Annotated in this window: 23 protein-coding genes; 8 read left to right on the top strand and 15 right to left on the bottom strand. The window is 71.4% G+C overall.

Features of this window, described 5'->3' with window-relative positions:
- Positions 1-131 precede the first annotated feature (131 nt).
- From B4N89_RS38005 to B4N89_RS38015, 3 genes are all read right to left on the bottom strand, one after another.
- Positions 132-329, bottom strand: coding sequence for a hypothetical protein (locus B4N89_RS38005; RefSeq protein WP_078981105.1), 198 nt, complete (start codon positions 327-329; stop codon positions 132-134).
- Positions 330-755: 426 nt separating this feature from the next.
- Complete coding sequence (locus tag B4N89_RS38010; RefSeq protein WP_201261108.1) at positions 756-1,997, bottom strand: MFS transporter; 1,242 nt, start codon at positions 1,995-1,997, stop codon at positions 756-758.
- Positions 1,998-2,029: 32 nt separating this feature from the next.
- A complete protein-coding gene (locus B4N89_RS38015) occupies positions 2,030-2,959 on the bottom strand; it encodes an NADP-dependent oxidoreductase (RefSeq protein ID WP_078981106.1) in 930 nt (309 codons plus the stop codon).
- Between the two features lie 140 nt (positions 2,960-3,099).
- On the opposite strand from B4N89_RS38015, the gene B4N89_RS38020 reads away from it, so the two are divergent.
- Positions 3,100-3,747: a TetR/AcrR family transcriptional regulator gene (locus tag B4N89_RS38020; RefSeq protein ID WP_101897480.1), complete on the top strand. Its 648-nt coding sequence runs from the start codon at positions 3,100-3,102 to the stop codon at positions 3,745-3,747.
- 97 nt (positions 3,748-3,844) lie between these two features.
- Here the strand turns inward: B4N89_RS38020 and B4N89_RS38025 are convergent, their stop codons facing one another.
- The 3 genes from B4N89_RS38025 to B4N89_RS38035 are packed head-to-tail and all read right to left on the bottom strand — an operon-like array spanning position 3,845 to position 5,123.
- A complete protein-coding gene (locus tag B4N89_RS38025) occupies positions 3,845-4,288 on the bottom strand; it encodes an SRPBCC family protein (protein ID WP_078981107.1) in 444 nt (147 codons plus the stop codon).
- A gap of 14 nt (positions 4,289-4,302) precedes the next feature.
- Complete coding sequence (locus B4N89_RS38030; protein WP_078981108.1) at positions 4,303-4,662, bottom strand: ArsR/SmtB family transcription factor; 360 nt, start codon at positions 4,660-4,662, stop codon at positions 4,303-4,305.
- Complete coding sequence (locus B4N89_RS38035) at positions 4,659-5,123, bottom strand: SRPBCC domain-containing protein (RefSeq protein ID WP_078981585.1); 465 nt, start codon at positions 5,121-5,123, stop codon at positions 4,659-4,661. The genes B4N89_RS38030 and B4N89_RS38035 overlap by 4 nt, the downstream gene beginning before the upstream one ends.
- Before the next feature lie 182 nt (positions 5,124-5,305).
- On the opposite strand from B4N89_RS38035, the gene B4N89_RS38040 reads away from it, so the two are divergent.
- A complete protein-coding gene (locus B4N89_RS38040; RefSeq protein WP_078981109.1) occupies positions 5,306-5,908 on the top strand; it encodes a hypothetical protein in 603 nt (200 codons plus the stop codon).
- Positions 5,909-5,927: 19 nt separating this feature from the next.
- Here the strand turns inward: B4N89_RS38040 and B4N89_RS38045 are convergent, their stop codons facing one another.
- Positions 5,928-6,614 (bottom strand): aminotransferase class IV, encoded by a 687-nt coding sequence (locus B4N89_RS38045; protein WP_078981110.1) that lies wholly within the window; start codon positions 6,612-6,614, stop codon positions 5,928-5,930.
- A 404-nt stretch (positions 6,615-7,018) separates the two neighbouring features.
- Between B4N89_RS38045 and B4N89_RS38050 the strand changes: the two genes are divergently transcribed.
- Positions 7,019-7,816, top strand: coding sequence for a restriction endonuclease (locus tag B4N89_RS38050; RefSeq protein WP_235619199.1), 798 nt, complete (start codon positions 7,019-7,021; stop codon positions 7,814-7,816).
- Between the two features lie 63 nt (positions 7,817-7,879).
- Entirely contained in the window at positions 7,880-8,125 is a 246-nt protein-coding gene (locus B4N89_RS38055) for a hypothetical protein (RefSeq protein ID WP_078981111.1), read from the top strand.
- A gap of 58 nt (positions 8,126-8,183) precedes the next feature.
- Here the strand turns inward: B4N89_RS38055 and B4N89_RS38060 are convergent, their stop codons facing one another.
- From B4N89_RS38060 to B4N89_RS53150, 5 genes are all read right to left on the bottom strand, one after another.
- Positions 8,184-9,056, bottom strand: a complete 873-nt coding sequence (locus B4N89_RS38060; protein ID WP_078981112.1) for an RNA polymerase sigma factor SigF — start codon at positions 9,054-9,056, stop codon at positions 8,184-8,186.
- 107 nt (positions 9,057-9,163) lie between these two features.
- Positions 9,164-10,093, bottom strand: coding sequence for an anti-sigma factor RsbA family regulatory protein (locus tag B4N89_RS38065; protein ID WP_078981113.1), 930 nt, complete (start codon positions 10,091-10,093; stop codon positions 9,164-9,166).
- On the bottom strand, positions 10,090-10,425 hold the full coding sequence (locus tag B4N89_RS38070; RefSeq protein WP_235619255.1) for an STAS domain-containing protein: 336 nt from the start codon (positions 10,423-10,425) through the stop codon (positions 10,090-10,092). The genes B4N89_RS38065 and B4N89_RS38070 overlap by 4 nt, the downstream gene beginning before the upstream one ends.
- A gap of 99 nt (positions 10,426-10,524) precedes the next feature.
- Positions 10,525-10,890 (bottom strand): hypothetical protein, encoded by a 366-nt coding sequence (locus B4N89_RS38075; RefSeq protein WP_078981115.1) that lies wholly within the window; start codon positions 10,888-10,890, stop codon positions 10,525-10,527.
- Between the two features lie 120 nt (positions 10,891-11,010).
- Positions 11,011-11,460, bottom strand: a complete 450-nt coding sequence (locus tag B4N89_RS53150) for a MarR family transcriptional regulator (RefSeq protein ID WP_078981116.1) — start codon at positions 11,458-11,460, stop codon at positions 11,011-11,013.
- 195 nt (positions 11,461-11,655) lie between these two features.
- Here B4N89_RS53150 and B4N89_RS38085 point away from each other — a divergent pair, with 195 nt between their 5' ends.
- Positions 11,656-12,063 (top strand): STAS domain-containing protein, encoded by a 408-nt coding sequence (locus tag B4N89_RS38085; RefSeq protein ID WP_078981117.1) that lies wholly within the window; start codon positions 11,656-11,658, stop codon positions 12,061-12,063.
- Between the two features lie 38 nt (positions 12,064-12,101).
- On the opposite strand, the gene B4N89_RS53155 is transcribed toward B4N89_RS38085, so the two are convergent.
- The 3 genes from B4N89_RS53155 to B4N89_RS38095 all read right to left on the bottom strand — a co-directional run bounded on the left by B4N89_RS53155 (position 12,102) and on the right by B4N89_RS38095 (position 14,372).
- Complete coding sequence (locus B4N89_RS53155) at positions 12,102-12,248, bottom strand: hypothetical protein (protein ID WP_321170745.1); 147 nt, start codon at positions 12,246-12,248, stop codon at positions 12,102-12,104.
- Entirely contained in the window at positions 12,245-13,219 is a 975-nt protein-coding gene (locus tag B4N89_RS38090) for a glutamate--cysteine ligase (protein WP_321170746.1), read from the bottom strand. Before B4N89_RS38090 ends, B4N89_RS53155 begins: the two co-directional genes overlap by 4 nt.
- 187 nt (positions 13,220-13,406) lie before the next feature.
- Positions 13,407-14,372, bottom strand: coding sequence for an LLM class F420-dependent oxidoreductase (locus B4N89_RS38095; protein WP_078981118.1), 966 nt, complete (start codon positions 14,370-14,372; stop codon positions 13,407-13,409).
- 117 nt (positions 14,373-14,489) lie between these two features.
- On the opposite strand from B4N89_RS38095, the gene B4N89_RS38100 reads away from it, so the two are divergent.
- The 3 genes from B4N89_RS38100 (at position 14,490) to B4N89_RS38110 (ending at position 16,571) form a co-directional block, all read left to right on the top strand.
- Positions 14,490-15,119: a class I SAM-dependent methyltransferase gene (locus B4N89_RS38100; RefSeq protein ID WP_078981119.1), complete on the top strand. Its 630-nt coding sequence runs from the start codon at positions 14,490-14,492 to the stop codon at positions 15,117-15,119.
- A 13-nt stretch (positions 15,120-15,132) separates the two neighbouring features.
- On the top strand, positions 15,133-15,645 hold the full coding sequence (locus B4N89_RS38105) for a flavin reductase family protein (RefSeq protein WP_235619200.1): 513 nt from the start codon (positions 15,133-15,135) through the stop codon (positions 15,643-15,645).
- Positions 15,646-15,752: 107 nt separating this feature from the next.
- Positions 15,753-16,571: an alpha/beta fold hydrolase gene (locus B4N89_RS38110; protein WP_078981120.1), complete on the top strand. Its 819-nt coding sequence runs from the start codon at positions 15,753-15,755 to the stop codon at positions 16,569-16,571.
- The last annotated feature ends 40 nt before the right edge of the window (positions 16,572-16,611 follow it).

Raw genomic sequence — 16,611 nt, forward strand, 5'->3', positions numbered from 1 at the left:
GACCGTAAGAGGGGTTGCCGGAAAGGCGCTAGTAGTGGCGGGGGTTCGGTGACGCCCAGGCCCTCGACGGCCGCGGCCGGCAGCGGATCCACGATGACGTCCGCGTTCTCGGGGCCGGTGACCCGGGCGGGTCAGTCGTCCTTCTTCCGCCCGAGGGGTTTCTGGGTCCGGGTGTACGCGGCGATCGTGCGCGCGTCGACGACGTGGATCAGGAGTCGGCCGTCGGGTACGACGTTCGCGCAGACGGCGTCGTCGTAGTGGTGCTCGGGCAGCGGACCCGCCGCGCGGGCCGGGGGTGTGGCGCGGCGACCGAGGATCAGCGGTGTCATCGAGGATTTCGTTCCTTCCGGTGTCGGGTTCCGGCTTCTTCGTCTTCCCCACGTCGCCGGGCAGGCGAACGGGCGACGCCTCGCATTCTGTAACAGGTCTTCACACCTCTGAGCGAACAATCGCCGATTCTTCCGCCGATCGTGACGCGGACCGGACACACTCGCGGCGCGGTGTGCCGACCGGGCCGATCTCCATCGCCGTGCCGCGCCGACCCGGTCGGCGTGTACACCGACCCCGCACACCCGGAACTCCTCGCCGACCGGCACCGGGAACTGCCCGGACCGCGCCGGGCGTGCACCCGAGCGGACGTGCCCGGGCCGGGCAACTCCGAACTGCCGTCCGGTCACCGAACGCGGTCCCCCGCGGGAGGAATATCGCCGACGGATACCGGGCGACGGACGCGCGCAGTGCCCACGAGGCCCTGGTCACCCCGGCGCAACGGCCCGGTCGTCGACCACTCGTGTCGGGGCGCGGAGGTTTCGCACCTCGGGCACGGCGAGCGCGCCCACCGTCACCAGCGCGATCAGCGCCGCGCACAGCAGCAACGCGTGGTGCGCGCCGACGGCGTCCGCGAGGGGGGCGGCGGCGAGGAGGCCGAGCGGTCCGAACATGAAGGAGCCGAGGCCGTCGTAGGCCGCCACGCGCGACAGTGCCTCGCGCGGTATCTCCCGCTGCATCGTGGTCTCCCACATCACGCCGAAGACGTCGAAGGCCGCGCCGGTGACGAACGCGCCGAGGGCGACGACGTACACCGGGGCGCCGATGCCCAGCAGGGTGATCGGCAGGGCCACCGCGAAGACCATCGACGTGGCCACCAGCAGGGGACGTCGGGGGCGGAGGCGAATGGCCACGAACACGCCTGCCATCGTGCCGAGTCCCTGTCCGACCAGGATCGTCGACCAGGCCGGGGCTCCGCCGAGATCGGCCTTGGCGACGACGGGACCGAGGACGCCGAAGCCGGCCTGCATCGCGGCGATCACGAAGGAGAACTGGAGGACGATCACCCACAACCAGCGGCGGGAGGCGAACTCCCGCCAGCCTTCCCGGAGATCGCTCACCATGGAGGTCCGCCCCCGATTCGTCCCGGGCGTCGGGCGCAGCGCGGCGAGCAGCGCCGCGGACACCACGAGCCCGACCCCGTTGACACCAAGCGCCCATCCCGCGCCGACCAGTGCCACCGCGCCGCCCGCCGCCGCCATGCCCAGCAGGCGCGCACAGTTGACGCCCAGGCGCAGCACGCCGTTGGCGGTCTGGAGGTGCTCGTCCCGGACGATCTCCGGTACCACGCCGGTGAGCGCCGGGTAGTAGAGGGCGAGTGCGATGCCGGTGACGGCGGCGAGGAGCCCGATCCCCCACACCGGCGCGTGTCGGGTGACGAACATCGCCGCGAGGCCGAAGAACGCGGCGGCGGAAGCCAGTTCCGCCGTCAGCATCAACCTGGTGCGGGAGATCCGGTCGGCGACGACCCCGCCGAACACCATGAGGGCGATCTGCGGCACCGTCTGCGCGGTCAGCACGATCGTCAGGGTGGTGGCACCGGCGCCCGGCAGGTCCAGGACACCGAAGGCCAGTGCCACGGGGCCGAATGCGGCGGCCAGTACGGAGATCGTGCGCGCCAGGAAGAGGAGTCGGAACCGCCCGTCGGCGAAGAGGTCACGGCCCCGCACCCCACCCACCGGCGCCGCATCGCGCACCGCCGTCACGGCAGGTCGACCGCGAGAACGACCTTGCCGCGACCGTGGCCGGTCTCGACGGCGCGATGCGCCCGCGCCGCGTCGGCCAGCGCGTATGTGTCGCGAAGGTGCACGGCGAACTCGCCACGGCTCCACAACTCGGCCAGTTCGTCGAGCAGTTCGCCGCTGCGCGCGCCGCTCCACGCGCGCAGGCCGAGTTCGCGGGCGGCCTCGTCGGAGATCATGGTGAGTACGCGATCGCGGTCCCTGGTGAGTTCGACGGAGTCGCGGAGCGCTTCGGGACCGGCCGCGTCGAGTGCGGCGTCGACGCCGTCCGGGGCGATCGCCCGTACCCGCTCGACCAGTCCCGGGCCGTAGGTCACCGGGATCGCGCCCAGGGAGCGCAGGTAGTCGTGGTTTCGCTCGCTCGCCGTGCCGATGACGGTCGCGGCTCCCCGTGCCCTGGCGAGTTGCACGGCGATGGTGCCGAGACCGCCGGCGGCTCCGTTGATCAGCACGACGTCCCCGGGACCGACGGAGAGTTGGCTCAGCGCCATGTGCGCGCCCTGCCCGTTGCCGGACAGCCCCGCGGCGATCTCCCAGGGCATGCCGGGGGGTTTGCGGGCGACCTGGTCGGCGGGGACGACGATGAACTCGGCGTACGCCCCCGTGGTCGCGAAGCCCAGCACCTCTGTGCCGGGCGGGAGGCCCGCGACTTTCTCGCCGACCTCGTCGATCACGCCCGCGAACTCGTTGCCGGGCACGACGGGTTCGGCCGGGAAGCGGGGCGTCATCGCGGGCGGGAACCGCCCGGCGCGCAGGGCGGTGTCGAAGGGCATGACGCCTGCCGCGCGCACCCTGACGCGCACCCGGCCCGGACCCGCGTGCGGGGTGGGGATCTCGGCGATGTGCAAGACCTCGGGCCCGCCGAACTCCCTGACGATTGCGGCCTTCATGGCTCCGCCTCCTCGGCGACCGAAACGGCGGAGCGACCACGCACGTGACGTGGTCCTGCCGCCGCAAAAAATAACGGAGTGGAATGCTCCGTTAAACTATAACGGAGTGATTCGCTCCGCAATGGATTATTTTGGTGACCATGAGCACGAACGAACAGCCGCGCAAGCGTGGCCGCCAGGCCGAGGCGGCGCGCAACGACCGGCGGTTGCTCGCCGCGGCGCGCGAGGTCTTCGCGAGCCAGGGCCCCGACGCCCCGGTGTCCGCCGTCGCCGAGCGCGCGGGCGTGGGCATCGCCACGCTGTACCGGCGGTACGGCACCAAGGAGGAACTGCTCCAAAAACTCACGGTGTCGGCGGCCGAGCAGTATTCGCAGGCCGCGCGTACCGCACTCGCCGCCGAGGACCCCTGGGAGGGGTTGGCCGGTTATGTACGCGAGTGTGTCGACTTCGGCCCGGGGTCCCTCGCCCCGATCGCGGGGACGGTCCGCTTCACGGCGGAGATGGCCGAGGCGGGCCGCGTCTCGGATCGATTGGCGGAGGAGGTGGTGGCCCGCGCCCACGCCGCGGGCGTCCTACGCGCCGACGCCACCACCATCGACGTCTTCCAGGTGATCGAACAGTTCTCCCGACGCGCGCCCGTACCCACGACGGCGGACGCCGACGCCCGGGAGCGCCTGGTCGCCCTGGTCCTCGACGGCCTGCGCGCCCGCCCGGACAACACCGACTTCCCCCTCCCCGGCCGGCCGCCCTCGGCGAAGCGCTACGACGAACTGTGGCGCAAGGACTGAGCCCGACAGTCCGGCGCGGGCGAACAACGGGAACGGCGCCGACCAACCGGTCGGCGCCGTCGTACTCCGCGCACACTGCCCCGTCCGCGCCGGTCGGTCAGTGCCAGTCGCCGATCCGCACGTCGCGCGGCTCGGGGGCACCCTCCCCGGTCTCGAGAAGTTGCTTGAGGCTCATCAGGAAGATGGCCCACTTCGTGCTGCAGTGGTGCATGAACTCGACCGGCTCACGCCAGCCCTCGTGCTTGAACAGCACGATGGTGAAGTCCCCTTCCCGCCGGAGGTTCCACTCCACACCGGTGCCGACCCACTCCTCCGGCCCGCCGACGACCTCCCAGCGCACGAACCGTCCCGGGTCGAGTTCGACGACCTTCATGTCGAACCCGCCCGGCCCGAACCGGAATTCGAGCACGCCGCCGAGGTCGGTCTCCCCCGATGTCTTCTCGGTCCACCAGCCGGACAGGCCGGCCACGGTGGTGAGTGCTTCGTACACCTGCTCCGGCGAGGCGTGCTCGACGCCGATGCGGTGAAGGATGTCTGCCATGTCGGTGTTCCTCTCTACTGCTTTCCGGTCTCGTCGGTCGATTCCTTGGCGCGCTGGATCGTCTCGGCGATGCGCTTGATGCGCCGCAGGCGGGCGTCCCAGGTGGCGCCGACATCGGCGAGTTGGGCGACGGCGCGGGCGAGTTGATTTTGATCGACACGGAACAGCCGCTCGCGGCCGGCGGTGGTGGCGTGTACCAGGCCGACCCGATCGAGCACGACGAGGTGTTTGGCCACCGCCTGGCGGGTCACCGGAAGGTGCTCGCTCAGGCTGGTCGCCGTCCCGCTGCCGTCGTTCAGCAGCAGGTCGAGCATGCGGCGGCGGATCGGGTCGCCGACCGCAGACCAGAGGTCGTCGTCCACCATCACGCTCATGCGCCCGCTCCGACTTTCGCGGCATACGTCGGCAGCCGAGGCAGGTAGTAGTCCCAGCCGGTGACGTGTTCGGCGTACTCGGCGGCGATCTTCGCCTCGTCCCAGCCGCGCTCGCGGAAGCCGCTCTCGGTCATCCGCAGGAGCGTCCCCGTCCCGGCGGGTTCGAGGGCGAAGACGACCAGGTTCGAGTTGCCCGAATCGGCCGACTCCCCCTCCTGGTGGGTCCACCGGAAGGAGAAGAGCCGCGGCGGCACGGCCTCGACGACCGTGAACCGCATCCAGGTGCCGCCGCCCTGCGCGCAGTCCCCGAAGCCGATGCGCCCCTCTCCCCCGGGTACGGCCGGGAACTCCGCCTCGTCCGGCCACCACTCGCGCAGGTGCTCGGGGCTGCTCACCACGTCGAAGACGACCTCGGGTGAGGCGTCGATATGAATCTCGCGCTCGATCGTTCCGTATTCCATGTCCGCCACCTTCTGCAACGTTTGGTTGCACGTCAGCTTAGCCGACACCGTCGGAAACGCGCAACCAATGGTTGCATATGGGTGATGGGACACGTGCCCCGACCCGCGCGTTCGGGCCGGCTCCTCGGCCGAAAGCCGATGGTACGCTCACCGCGCTCGGACGACGTATATACGGGGGTATCGTGAGCGATCAGCCGAAGTGGGCCTGGTGGGTCGTCGGGATCGTGATTCCCGTGGTGGGGATCATCGTGACGGTCCAGGTGGCCGCGAAATCGGATTCCGACGACGACACGTCGCGGTCGACGAACAACAGCGCCCCGATCGGCACCCCCGCGTCGGGCGGTGGGAGCGGATCGCCCGCGGCCAAACCCGCGACCGACCCGGCGAGCCCACCCGCGGCGAACGCACCCGCGAAGAAGCTGTCCGGTCCGGCGAAGATCACCCTCAAGCCGGGCGCCGACTACATCGACCTGGACACCTCGTCACCGTTCGGCCAACCCGGATCGAAGGGCGCCGACGCGTCGGTCGGGTTCAACCTCCCGGATCTGACCCTCGGCCCGATCAAGTCGGGCGACGTCGTGGCCATCGCCCCGCCCGACGGCCCCGAACCGACCCGGGACGACTGCGCCCAGGCGATCGCCAAGCGCGGCACCTACACGAGCGGCGAACTGTCCCAGGGCATGCGCGTCTGCTTCCAGACCGACGAAGGCCACATCGCCTACCTGCGCATCGCCGGCGTGCCCACGCGCACCGCGCTCACGTTCGAAGCCACGGTCTGGGAGTAGCCCGTCCGCCGACGGGTCGTCAGATCCGGTCCCACTCGACCGACTCGTACAGTTCGCCGAGCGTCGCCGCCAGCGCGGTGTCGACCGGGATCGGCACGTCGTCGATCAGCCGAACCGGCGCGATGCCGCGCGAGTTCGTCACGAACGCGGCCCGGAACGAGCCCACCTCGGACAGGTGAACCGGGCCGCGTCGCGAGGGCAACGGCCCTGTGGAGAGCGCCCGTTCGAGCAACTGCATGGTGATGCCCTCCAGGACCGGCGCGTTCGGCCAGAGCAGCGAAGTGCCGTCGTGGAAGACGATGTTGGTGATCGCGCCCTCCGCGACGACCCCGTCCGGACCGGTCAGGAGCGCCTCGTCGAAGCCCTCGCGGGCGACCAGCCGCCGATAGTGGGCCTGCCCGAAGTCCCCGACCCGCTTGATGTGCGCCACGGAGCGCAGGTACGGAACGGACCGCAACGCCTGCGGCGCGCCCGACATGTCCCCGGGTGGCCGCACCGTGACCAGCACCGCGACCGCCCCGTCCTCGTCCGCCGCGAACACATGCACCCGCACCGACGCGTCGAAGACGTCGTCGGCCAGGGCGTGCCGGATATACCGGCGAACCAGTTCCCCGTCCAGGGCGCTGCCGAACAACTCCCGATTGGCCGCGTCGAGCCGCCGAAGATGATCCGCCAGCCCACGCACCCGCCCACCACGCACCTGCATCGCGGTGAAGTGCCCATAGCCCCCACGGCAATGGCATGCAGCCGATCCACCGTCGTGGCCCGACCGTCAACCTCGACCCGCACCCCCACCGATTCACCCATGCCTTCGACAATAGCCACTCCACCCGGCCGATTTCCCCCCGGATGCGCCGGGGTTCGGCGGTGGCGATCCCGCATCCGAACAGGGCATTGCGCGCGGGCGGCAGCCGTAGCCGGATCAGCGAGTGCGGGAGCGACGCCGCGTCCGCCCGCCGCCGGCGTGTCGCCGAAAACGCGAGGGTTGGAGTCGATGATCGCGGGCAACCGCAAAAGCGCCCGAACTTCGTTGGCACGTCGGTGAGTTGCCCGGCGCGTTCGGTGACTTCGGCGGGGAGTCGGCAGGGATCGGTAAGCAAGGAGCGGACTTTGAGTGCGATACGTCCCACGATCGACGATTCCGAATCCGCGTCGGGCGCGGGACTGCCCGGCTCCCACATCGGGACAGCGGTACACACCGGTGGATTCGTCCGCTACGACCGGGTGTTCTGGTGGCTGGCCCCGATCGTGTGTGTCGTCGCGGCGTACTGCGGTGTGCGGCGGGAGTGGGATCTGCTCGCGGCGATGGCGGGCGTCGGCGTGGTGGCGACGCTCGCGCTGTACGCGTGCGGCCTGTTCCGGGCCGCGACGCGATCCGAGGCGCGGCGGTGGGAGCCGCGCAGGCGGGTGAACCCTCGGATACGCGCGGTCTCGTTCGCCACCGTCGACGCCATGACGGGTTCCGAATTCGAGGAGCACGTCGCGCAGTTGTGCCGTCGTGACGCGTGCAGCGACGTGGTGGTCAGCGGTGGCGCCGGCGACCTGGGGGCCGACGTCGTCGCCCGGCTGCCCGACGGCCGCAGTCTCGTCGTGCAGTGCAAGCGGCTCGGCCGCACCCGCGCCGTGGGCAGTCCCGACATGCAACGCTTCGTCGGTACCGCCCGCCCCGTACACGCCGCCGACGTCGCGATGCTCGTCACGAGCTCGCGCTTCACCGCTCCCGCCCGTCGCCTCGCCCGGGCCCAGGACATCGTGACCGTCGACCGCAGGACCCTCGGCCGCTGGATGGCCGGCACCGACCTCCCGACCCTGCTCGGCGCAGCGGCGAACCCGCCCGCGGAACCGGTCACGGCAACCCTCCCGTACCCCGAAGCCCGGTCCGAGGCAGCCGCGTACCTCCCCGACTGACCGGTCCCGAATTCGTCGACCGCTCCGCTCGTGGGCCGAGCCGTTCCGGGGTAGACGCGCGGAATGGAAACGTTCGAGGTGCTGATCTATCCGTACAACCCGCAGGACATGCCGCCGACGGCGCGGGGGCCGGCCGTACGGTCCGCGACGGTCCGGCCCACCGGCGAGGAGGGGGCCACCGGCCATCCGCGCTACGCGGGCGACGGGGTGCAGGCCGACATCGATCCGACCACCGGCACGGTCGAGGCCATCACCGTGGACGGAGCCGAGCTGGAGGACGGCTGGAGCGCCCGGGTCGCCGACGCCTGACCCGCTCGGGCAGCGCCGGGGCGGCGGAAGCACCGCTCCCCGGCGGGCGCCCCGCGGTTCAGTCGGCCAGGAGCTGGGTGCGCAGGGTCGCGACGGTGCGGCTGATCAGCCGAGAGACGTGCATCTGGGAGATGCCGAGGCGCTCGCCGATCTCGGACTGGGTCAGCTCCTCGCCGAAACGCAGGGTCAGGATCTCCCGATCGCGCGGGCCGAGCGCGGCGATCAGCGGCTTGAGGGCGACCAGGTTCTCCGTCATCGCATAGCCGGGCTCGACGAACGCCGCCCGGCCGGCCAGGGCGGGCGTGGACCCCTCGTCGTCGGGAGCGGGGGCGTCGAGGGACACGGTGGAGTAGGCGGCGGAGGCGATCAGGCCCTCGTCGACCTCCTCCACGCTCACGCCCAGCCGTTCCGCGAGTTCGGCGGAGGTGGGCTCCCGGTCGTGTTCGGTCGTGAAGGCCTCGCGGGCCCGAGCCAGTTCCAGGCGCAGTTCCTGAAGTCGGCGCGGCACATGGACCGACCACGACGTGTCGCGGAAGAAGCGCTTGATCTCGCCGGAGATGGTCGGGATCGCGAAGGTGGGGAACTCGACCCCGCGTGCGGGATCGAACCGGTCGATGGCCTTGATCAGCCCGATCGTCCCGGTCTGCACCATCTCCTCGGTGGTCTCGGGACGCGAACGGAACCGGCCGGCGACGTAGCGCACCAGCGGCAGATTCAGTTCGACCAGGGTGTTGCGCACGTATTGGTACTCGTGCGTGCCCTCCTCCAGCGCCCGCAGCCGCATGAACAACACCTTCGACATCGCGCGCGCGTCGACCGCCCCCACCGCCGTCGGGTCCTCGATCCGCGGGAAACCACCGACCGCCCCACCCTCCGGCGCGGCACTCGCGGAGTCGGCGGTGGTCGAGGGGCTCACCGTGGACAAGGTCATGTTGGCTCCCAAGGGTCATCGAATCGGCACGGGCCCCCTACCCTGATCGTTGACCAGTACACCCATTCGAGTGAGGCGGAGGCCACACTCGCGCCGCGGCGCACCCCCTACCGGTCGGAATTCAGGCGCAGCCGCACGGTCGTGCCGGAGCCGGTGGAGCGGATCTGGACGAGGTCGCAGAGTTGGTTGGCGATCCACAGGCCGCGTCCCCCCTCGACATCCGGGTGCGGGATGTGCCGTCCGGCCAGCGGGTCGTCCACTCGGCCCGCGTCGCGGATCTCGCAGACCAGCGTCGTGCCCTCGTCCCACAGGCTGACCTCGCCGTGTCCGCCGCCGTGCACGATGCTGTTGCCGGCGATCTCGGTGACGACCAACAGCACGTGCCCGACGTACGCGCGGGGAGCCTCGCCCAGTCGACCGCGGACGAAGGCGCGCACGCGGGCGAGTTCCCCGGCGGCGAAGGCGAGGTGTTCGGCGTGTTCGGGGGCGCCCGGGAGCGGCGGCCCGCTCAGCGTCGCGGCGTAGTGGTCCGGACCGGGGTGGGCGTGCCGGTGTTCGGTCCCGGCGTCGAGGACTCGGGGGTGGGAGTGCCGGACGGCGTCGATGACCGAGGGGGCGAGGGAGGTGACGTCGTACGGACACAGGAGTTGCCACGGCACGCCGTCGAACGCGAGGTTGAGCAGGGATTCGTGGTGTCGGCACTCGACGAGTTCGGCCTCGGAGCGGCCCGCCCAGATGGGCTCGCCGATCCCGCGGAACGCCCGGGTGCCCTGGTCGGAGGTCCATTGGCGCCAGGCGGGGATGATCCGCGCGGGGTTGCGGCCCACACGTTCCATGTCGATCCAGGTGACGTGCTCGGCGTCGCCCGCCAACGCCTTGCGCAGGGCACCGGCTCGGGGCTCGATCACCGCGACGGCGACGGCCTCGTCCGCTTCGAGCCCCGCGCGGACGAACGTGGCCGTGCGGTCGACGAAGTCGTCGAGACCTGCGTAGAGAAGCGCGTCGTGACGGAACGAGTCCGGTACGGGAGCGGTCATCGCTGCACCGCCTTCTCCAGTACCAGCCCGGGCGCCCCGTCCCAGCCCGCGAGTGAGACCAGGTCGCACAGTTCCACCGAGGCCGAGCGCACTACCACCGACAGGCCCGAGGGCATGCGCCCCGCCGTCTCCACCAGGGTCCGCACACCCGCCACGTCGATGAACTCCAGGAACGCCGCGTCCACACACACATCCCCCGCATAGCCGGTCCGCTGGGCGTCCAACGCGGAACGTACGTGCACACAGTTGTCGGCGTCGACCTCCCCCGCCAGGCGCACGACCGAGGGCGGCCCCACCCGCTCGACCCGGAGCACCCCGTCCGCATAGACCATCGCCACTACAGCCCCACCGCCCTTCCCGGCGGATTGTAGCCGCAGCCGGACCCGCCCGGCGGCGCGAACCCTGTCCGGGTATCGCCCAATCCATGCGGATCAGGCGGTGGGGAACAGCCGTTCCCGGAGGTCGACCCGCACGGCCACCACATCGGAGGAGCGCCGCGGTGCGGGGGCCGCGCCGTCGACGTCGTAGCTCAACCGGATCACCGAGCCGATGTGGGGCAGCAACTCGCAGGCGGGGATCCGGAAGACCACCGGGTGTCCGACTCCCTTGCCCGGGACGGGCGCGGACTCCTCGAACACGGCTCCGTCGGAACCTTCCCAGCGCACCGTGACGACATCGCCGGCGGCCATCCCGGCGTACGCCGGCACCCGCACCGTCGCCCCCAAGGGCACCTGGTTGGGGTCGAGTTCGCCGTCCTCGGCCTCGTCGACGAACGGCAGGGCAAGCGGATCGCTCATCTCACGCAGTCCTTTCGGCGGATTCTCGGAAATCCGGGTCGTTCGAACCATGCGCATGCCCGCTGCCACGGGTTTCAGGCGTACGGCGACGCCGGACGCCGACGCATCCGCCGGCGATCGTCAATGCGCCTCGTGTCCGAAGGGTCCCTCGTCCGTCCGCCCCGGCGCGTCACGGTCGCCGTGCGCGTCACGGTCGCCGGGCGCGTCACGATCCCCCGACCCGCCGGAGCCGCCCGAGCCGCCGGAAGTGGCCGGCGGGTCGGAACCGCCGGTGTGTTGCTCCACCGGCAGGTCGAGCGCGTCGGCGACGGCCCGGCCCCGGTCCGCCGGGTGCCGCACCTCCGTTCCGGGCACGACCCGGTACGTATTGCGCCGTCCGTTGCGCTGTCGGGTCAGATATCCGCCGGCTTCCAGGTCCGCCAGGATGCCCTGGACGGCGCGCTCGGTCAGCAGGCACACGGCCGCGATGTCGCGCACCCTCGCCTCGGGATCCCGGGCGATCACCGAGAGCACACGGGCATGGCTGGTGAAGAACGTCCACGACGGTCGGGACGCGTCCGCATCACTCATGGGGCCATCGTAAGGTCGTTCATTCCGGCAACACGATACCTGAAATGAAGTTCCTGAATAACTTGACGCATGTTGGGTTGCGCCCGATGCTTGACGAGAACGATCGACCCGACTCGGTCCATATTGTCTGCATTGTTCCGTTATTGCGCTTGCGACCATCCATGGCCCCACCTGGCACACGTGTGAGGGAAACCCATGTCTTCACGCCGACCCCACACCCGCCGCCCGGCTCCCGCCGCCACGGCGCGTCGCCCCGGCCGTCGTCACCGGGAAACGGCCACACACCTGCGCGTACGGGTCACCCCGTACGGCGACCGCCTGCTCGTGCGCGTCAGCGGGGAGATCGACATCGACAGCGCACCACTGCTCCGCTCCGCCCTCGACACCGCGCTGGATCACGGCGCACCCCGCGTCGACGTGGACATGCGAGGGGTGACCTTCTGCGACAGCACCGCGCTCCACGTCCTGTTGCGGGCACGAACCAAGGCCGCCCAGAGCCGGGTCGGGCTCGCCCTCGCACCCGGCGACCGGGTGCGGCGCATCCTGGCCATCACGAACACGGCACACCTGTTCGCCCCGCTCGCGGTGCCTCTGCGACCGTGACCGGTCACGACCCGACTCCGCGACGTCGGGCCGGGGGCTCACGCGTGCGGCTCGTCCGGGGACAGGCCGGCCGTGTGATCGGTGATCATGCGCGTCAGGCCCGAACGCCCTGTCGCCGCGAGTGCTCGGCGCTGTAGGTGGGCGCCGGTGCCCTCGCTCAGGAGCCGCCGGGTCAGGGAGTTCACCCGCCGGGTGTCGCCGGCGCGATCCAGTTCCGGCCCGACGTGCGCGAGCAACTCGGCGACGACCTCGGGGCCGGTCGCGGGCGGGCGTCGTCGGGAGCGATCAGGGTGTCGGACAGGCCGTGGCGGGCCGCCTGCCAGACGGCCGCCTCCAGGATTTCGGGCGCGGGAGCCAATTCGGGGCGGCCCTCCGCCTCCTCGCGCAGCGCCGTGGCCACCAACGCGCGTACGAGTCCCGCGAGCATGACCGCATCGTCGGCGCGCAACTGCACGTCCATGGCCCGCACTTCGATGGTGGGGAATCGCTCCGAAAGCCGCGCCGACCAGTACACCCGACCCCGATCGGCCAGCGCTCCGGCTCGGGTGAGCCCGTCCAGCCGCCGATCGTAGTCGTTCGCGTCCCGAAACCGGGGCGGCGTACCGGTGACCGGCCAGCGCCCGAAGACCAGCGTGCGCCAACTGGCGAACCCGGTGTCGTCCCCGTGCCACAGCGGCGAGTTCGCCGACATCGCGAGCAGCACCGACAACCAGGGGCGGATCCGGTTGAGGACCGCGACCCCCGCTTCACGATCGGGTATGGCCACGTGTACGTGCATCCCGTTCATCAACGCCTCGTCCACCAGGCGCGCCGCGTCGACGTGCAGGGACCGGTAGCGCTCCTTGTCGGTGACGGGCACCGGCTCGTCCGGCGCGAAGGGCGCGGTGCCGACCGCGGCCAGCCGGCAGCCGCACTGCTCCGCGGCCTCGGCCACCGCGTGGCGCAGGCGCAGCAGGTGGCCGCCGATCTCGTCGAGCGTCTCGCACACGGGCGTGGCGACCTCGACCTGTACCTGGAGCAGCTCCGGCTGGACCTCGTCGTCGTCCAGCGCGGCCTGCAACCCCGCGGCCGCGCGCACGGCCACCGAACGCGGGACGGGCACACCGCTGTCGTGGTCGACCAGGAGGTATTCCTCCTCGACGCCGAGAGTGATCACCGGACAGCTCCTCGCCCTCTGGTTTCGCGGTCCCGCCCGAACGAGTCGCCCGGGGGACGCGGGGGGCGCGCTCCCCGGGCGTCTCGAGTTCCGGCGGATGGTCACGCGACCCCGAACGTCGGCGTCGCGACCGACTGCTTCCCCTCGATCGCGATTCCACTCCGGGCCGAATCCACCCAAGCGTGCTTCACAACTCGCGCAGCGCCGGGAGCAGCCGGTCGCGGGCCCAGTCCAGGAACGCGTGCTGCGTATCGCCGCCGACCTGGATGAGGGCGACCTCGGTGAACCCGGCCTCGACGTAGGGGCGTACCGCCTCGACGAACGTGTCCACCTCGTCCCCGCACGGGATCGCCGCGGCCACGTCCTCCGGACGCACGAACTGCGTCGCACCCGCGAAGCCCGCCGTACCGGGCAGTTCCGAGTTGACCTTCCACCCCCCGCCGAACCAGCGGAACTGCTCGTGCGCGCGCCGGATCGCCGCGTCCCGATCGGGGTCCCAGCACACCGGAAGCTGCCCCACCCGCGGCTTGCCCGCACCGCCGTGCCGGTCGAACGCGGCCAACAGATCCGCGTCCGGCTCGGTCGCGACGACCAGGTCGGCCGACCGGCCGGCGAGCGCACAACCCTGCTCGCCGGACACCGCGATCCCGATCGGCGGCGGCCACTCCGGCAGGTCCCACAACTTCGCGGACTCCACGTCGTAGTGCGTGCCGTGGTGATCGACATAGCCGCCCGCGAACAACGCGCGGATGATGTCCACCGCCTCGGCCAACATCTCCTGCCGTACGTCCACGGCAGGCCAACCACCGCCCACCACGTGCTCGTTCAGGTTCTCGCCGGAGCCCAGGCCGAGCCGGAACCGCCCGTCCGACAACAGCTGGAGCGTGGCGGCCTGCTGCGCCACGATCGCCGGGTGGTAGCGCATCGTGGGACAGGTCACGTACGTCATCAACGGAATCGTCGAGGTGGCCCGCGCCGCGGCACCCAGGACGGTCCACGCGTGCGGCGCGTGCCCTTGGACGTCGAGCCACGGAAAGTAGTGGTCCGACGTCACCGAGAAGTCGAATCCGACCTGCTCGGCATGCACCACATGCTCGACCAGATCCTTGGGACCGGCCTGCTCGGTCATCATCGTGTAGCCGATTTTCACCATGGGAGGGCCGGTGCCCGGCGAGAGCGACCGAAAACCGGCGATACCGTCACGGCAGCCGTCCGCCTGCCCGCGCCCTCCCGCCCGGAGCGGCGCGCGCGGGTGCTAGCTTGCCTACCCATGGCGGAGCACCGGGACGAGACCAGGGCGGCCTACGACGGCGTCGTCGAGTTGTACGCGTCGATGTTCGCCGACCGGATGGAGGCGCATCCGTTCGCGCGGAACATGATCGGCACCTTCGCCGAGTTGGTGCGCGGGACGGGCAACCCGCGGGCGGCCGACGTCGGGTGCGGGCCCGGACATCTGACGGCCATGCTGTGCGAACTGGGGCTGGACGCCTTCGGGCTCGACCTCTCCCCGGGCATGGTCGACCACGCCAGGCGGGCACATCCGACGCTGCGCTTCGACGAGGCGCGGATGGAGGACCTGCCGATCGAGGACGGCGCGCTCGGCGGCATACTGGCCCACTACTCGATGATCCACACCCCGCCCGACGAGCTGCCGGCGCTGCTCGCCGAGCAGGTGCGGGTCCTGGCGTCGGGCGGCCTGCTCCTGGTCTCGTTCTTCGGGACCGACGGGCCGGAGCCGATCCGCTTCGACCACAAGGTGGCGCCCGCCTACAGCTGGCCGGCGGACCGCTTCGCCGCGCTGCTGACCGAGGCCGGCCTCGTCCCGTTCGCCCGCCTGCTCCACGACCCGGCCTCCGAACGGGGCTTCCTCGACACGCACCTGCTGGCCCGCCGTCCCTGAAGGGGTAGACCCGGTGTTGTTGTTCGAACGATTCGCGGACAGGTTGGACTACCCCATGTTCGTCGTCACGGCGGTCCAACCCGTCACCGGCGAACGATCCGGATGCCTGGTGGGGTTCGCGTCGCAGTGCGGCATGGAGCCGGTGCGATTCCTGGTGTGCGTGTCCGTCGTCAACCACACCCACGCGATCGCGCTCGCCTCGCCGGTGCTGGCCGTCCACGCACTGGGTGAGCGGCAGCACGACCTGGCCGCGCTGTTCGGGGAGCGCACCGGGGACCGCGTCGACAAGTTCGCCGACTGCGCCTGGGAACCCGGTCCGGCCGGGGTGCCACTGCTGACGGACTGCCCGGTACGCATCGTCGGCACGGTCCTGCACCGCCTGGATGGGCTCGGCGACCACACCGGATTCGTCCTCGACCCCATCGAACCCGACGCCGGCACCGACGACGCCGACCCGCCGCGCGACTCCCACGCCCCGCTGATGTTCTCCGCCGTGCGCGACCTGCACCCCGGTCACCCCGCCTGAAGGGCCCGCGGCGGAAGAAATCCCGACGCCCGTGTCGATCGGGCCCGTTCGCGTTCGTCGTCATGGTGAGGAGGCGCAACGACCGCCTCGCCGTCCGAGGAGGACCCATGACCACGCACGTTTCCGTCACCACCGACACCCTCGATGTCGCCGGCGCCCGCCTGCACTACGAGGTACGCGGCGCCGGCCCCCTGATCGCACTCGTCGGCGCCCCGATGGACGCGGCCGCCTTCGCGCCACTGGCCGACCTGCTCTCGGTCGACCACACCGTGCTCACCACCGACCCCAGGGGCATCAACCGCAGCCCCCTCGACGATCCCGACCAGGACTCCACCCCGGATCTGCGCGCCGCCGACCTGGCCCGGCTCATCGGCCGGCTCGACCTCGGACCGGCCGCCGTCCTGGGCTCCAGCGGCGGAGCCGTCACCGCCCTGGCCCTCGCCCGGACCCACCCCGACCGCGTGCACACCGTCGTCGCCCACGAACCCCCGCTCGTCGAACTCCTCGACGACCGCGAGCGCCTCCACGCCGGCACCGACGACATCATCGCCACCCGCCTGCGCGGCGATGTCACCGGCGCCTGGACGAAGTTCCTGGCCCAGGCCGGCATCGTGCCGCCCGACGGCGTGCTCGAGACGATGTTCGGCGCGGAACGCACCCCGCGCGAGGAGGCCGATGAACTCCGCTGGTTCGCCCACGAGTTGCGCCCCACCACCCGCTGGCGCCCGGACCTCGCCGCACTGCGTACGGTCGGCACGCGCATCGTCGTCGGCATCGGCGAGGCCTCCGCCGGGCAACTCTGCGACCGCACCTCCCGGGCCCTCGCCGGCGCCCTCGGCAGCGAACCCGTGCTCTTCCCCGGCGACCACACCGGCTTCGTCGACGACCCCGCCCGGTTCACCACCCGCCTGCGGGAGCTCCTCTGACCTCCACCACGGCCCCGCGCGCCGCGAAGGCACCGGCACG

The sequence above is a fragment of the Embleya scabrispora genome (assembly GCF_002024165.1).
In the GTDB taxonomy this organism is placed as follows: Bacteria; Actinomycetota; Actinomycetes; order Streptomycetales; family Streptomycetaceae; genus Embleya; species Embleya scabrispora_A.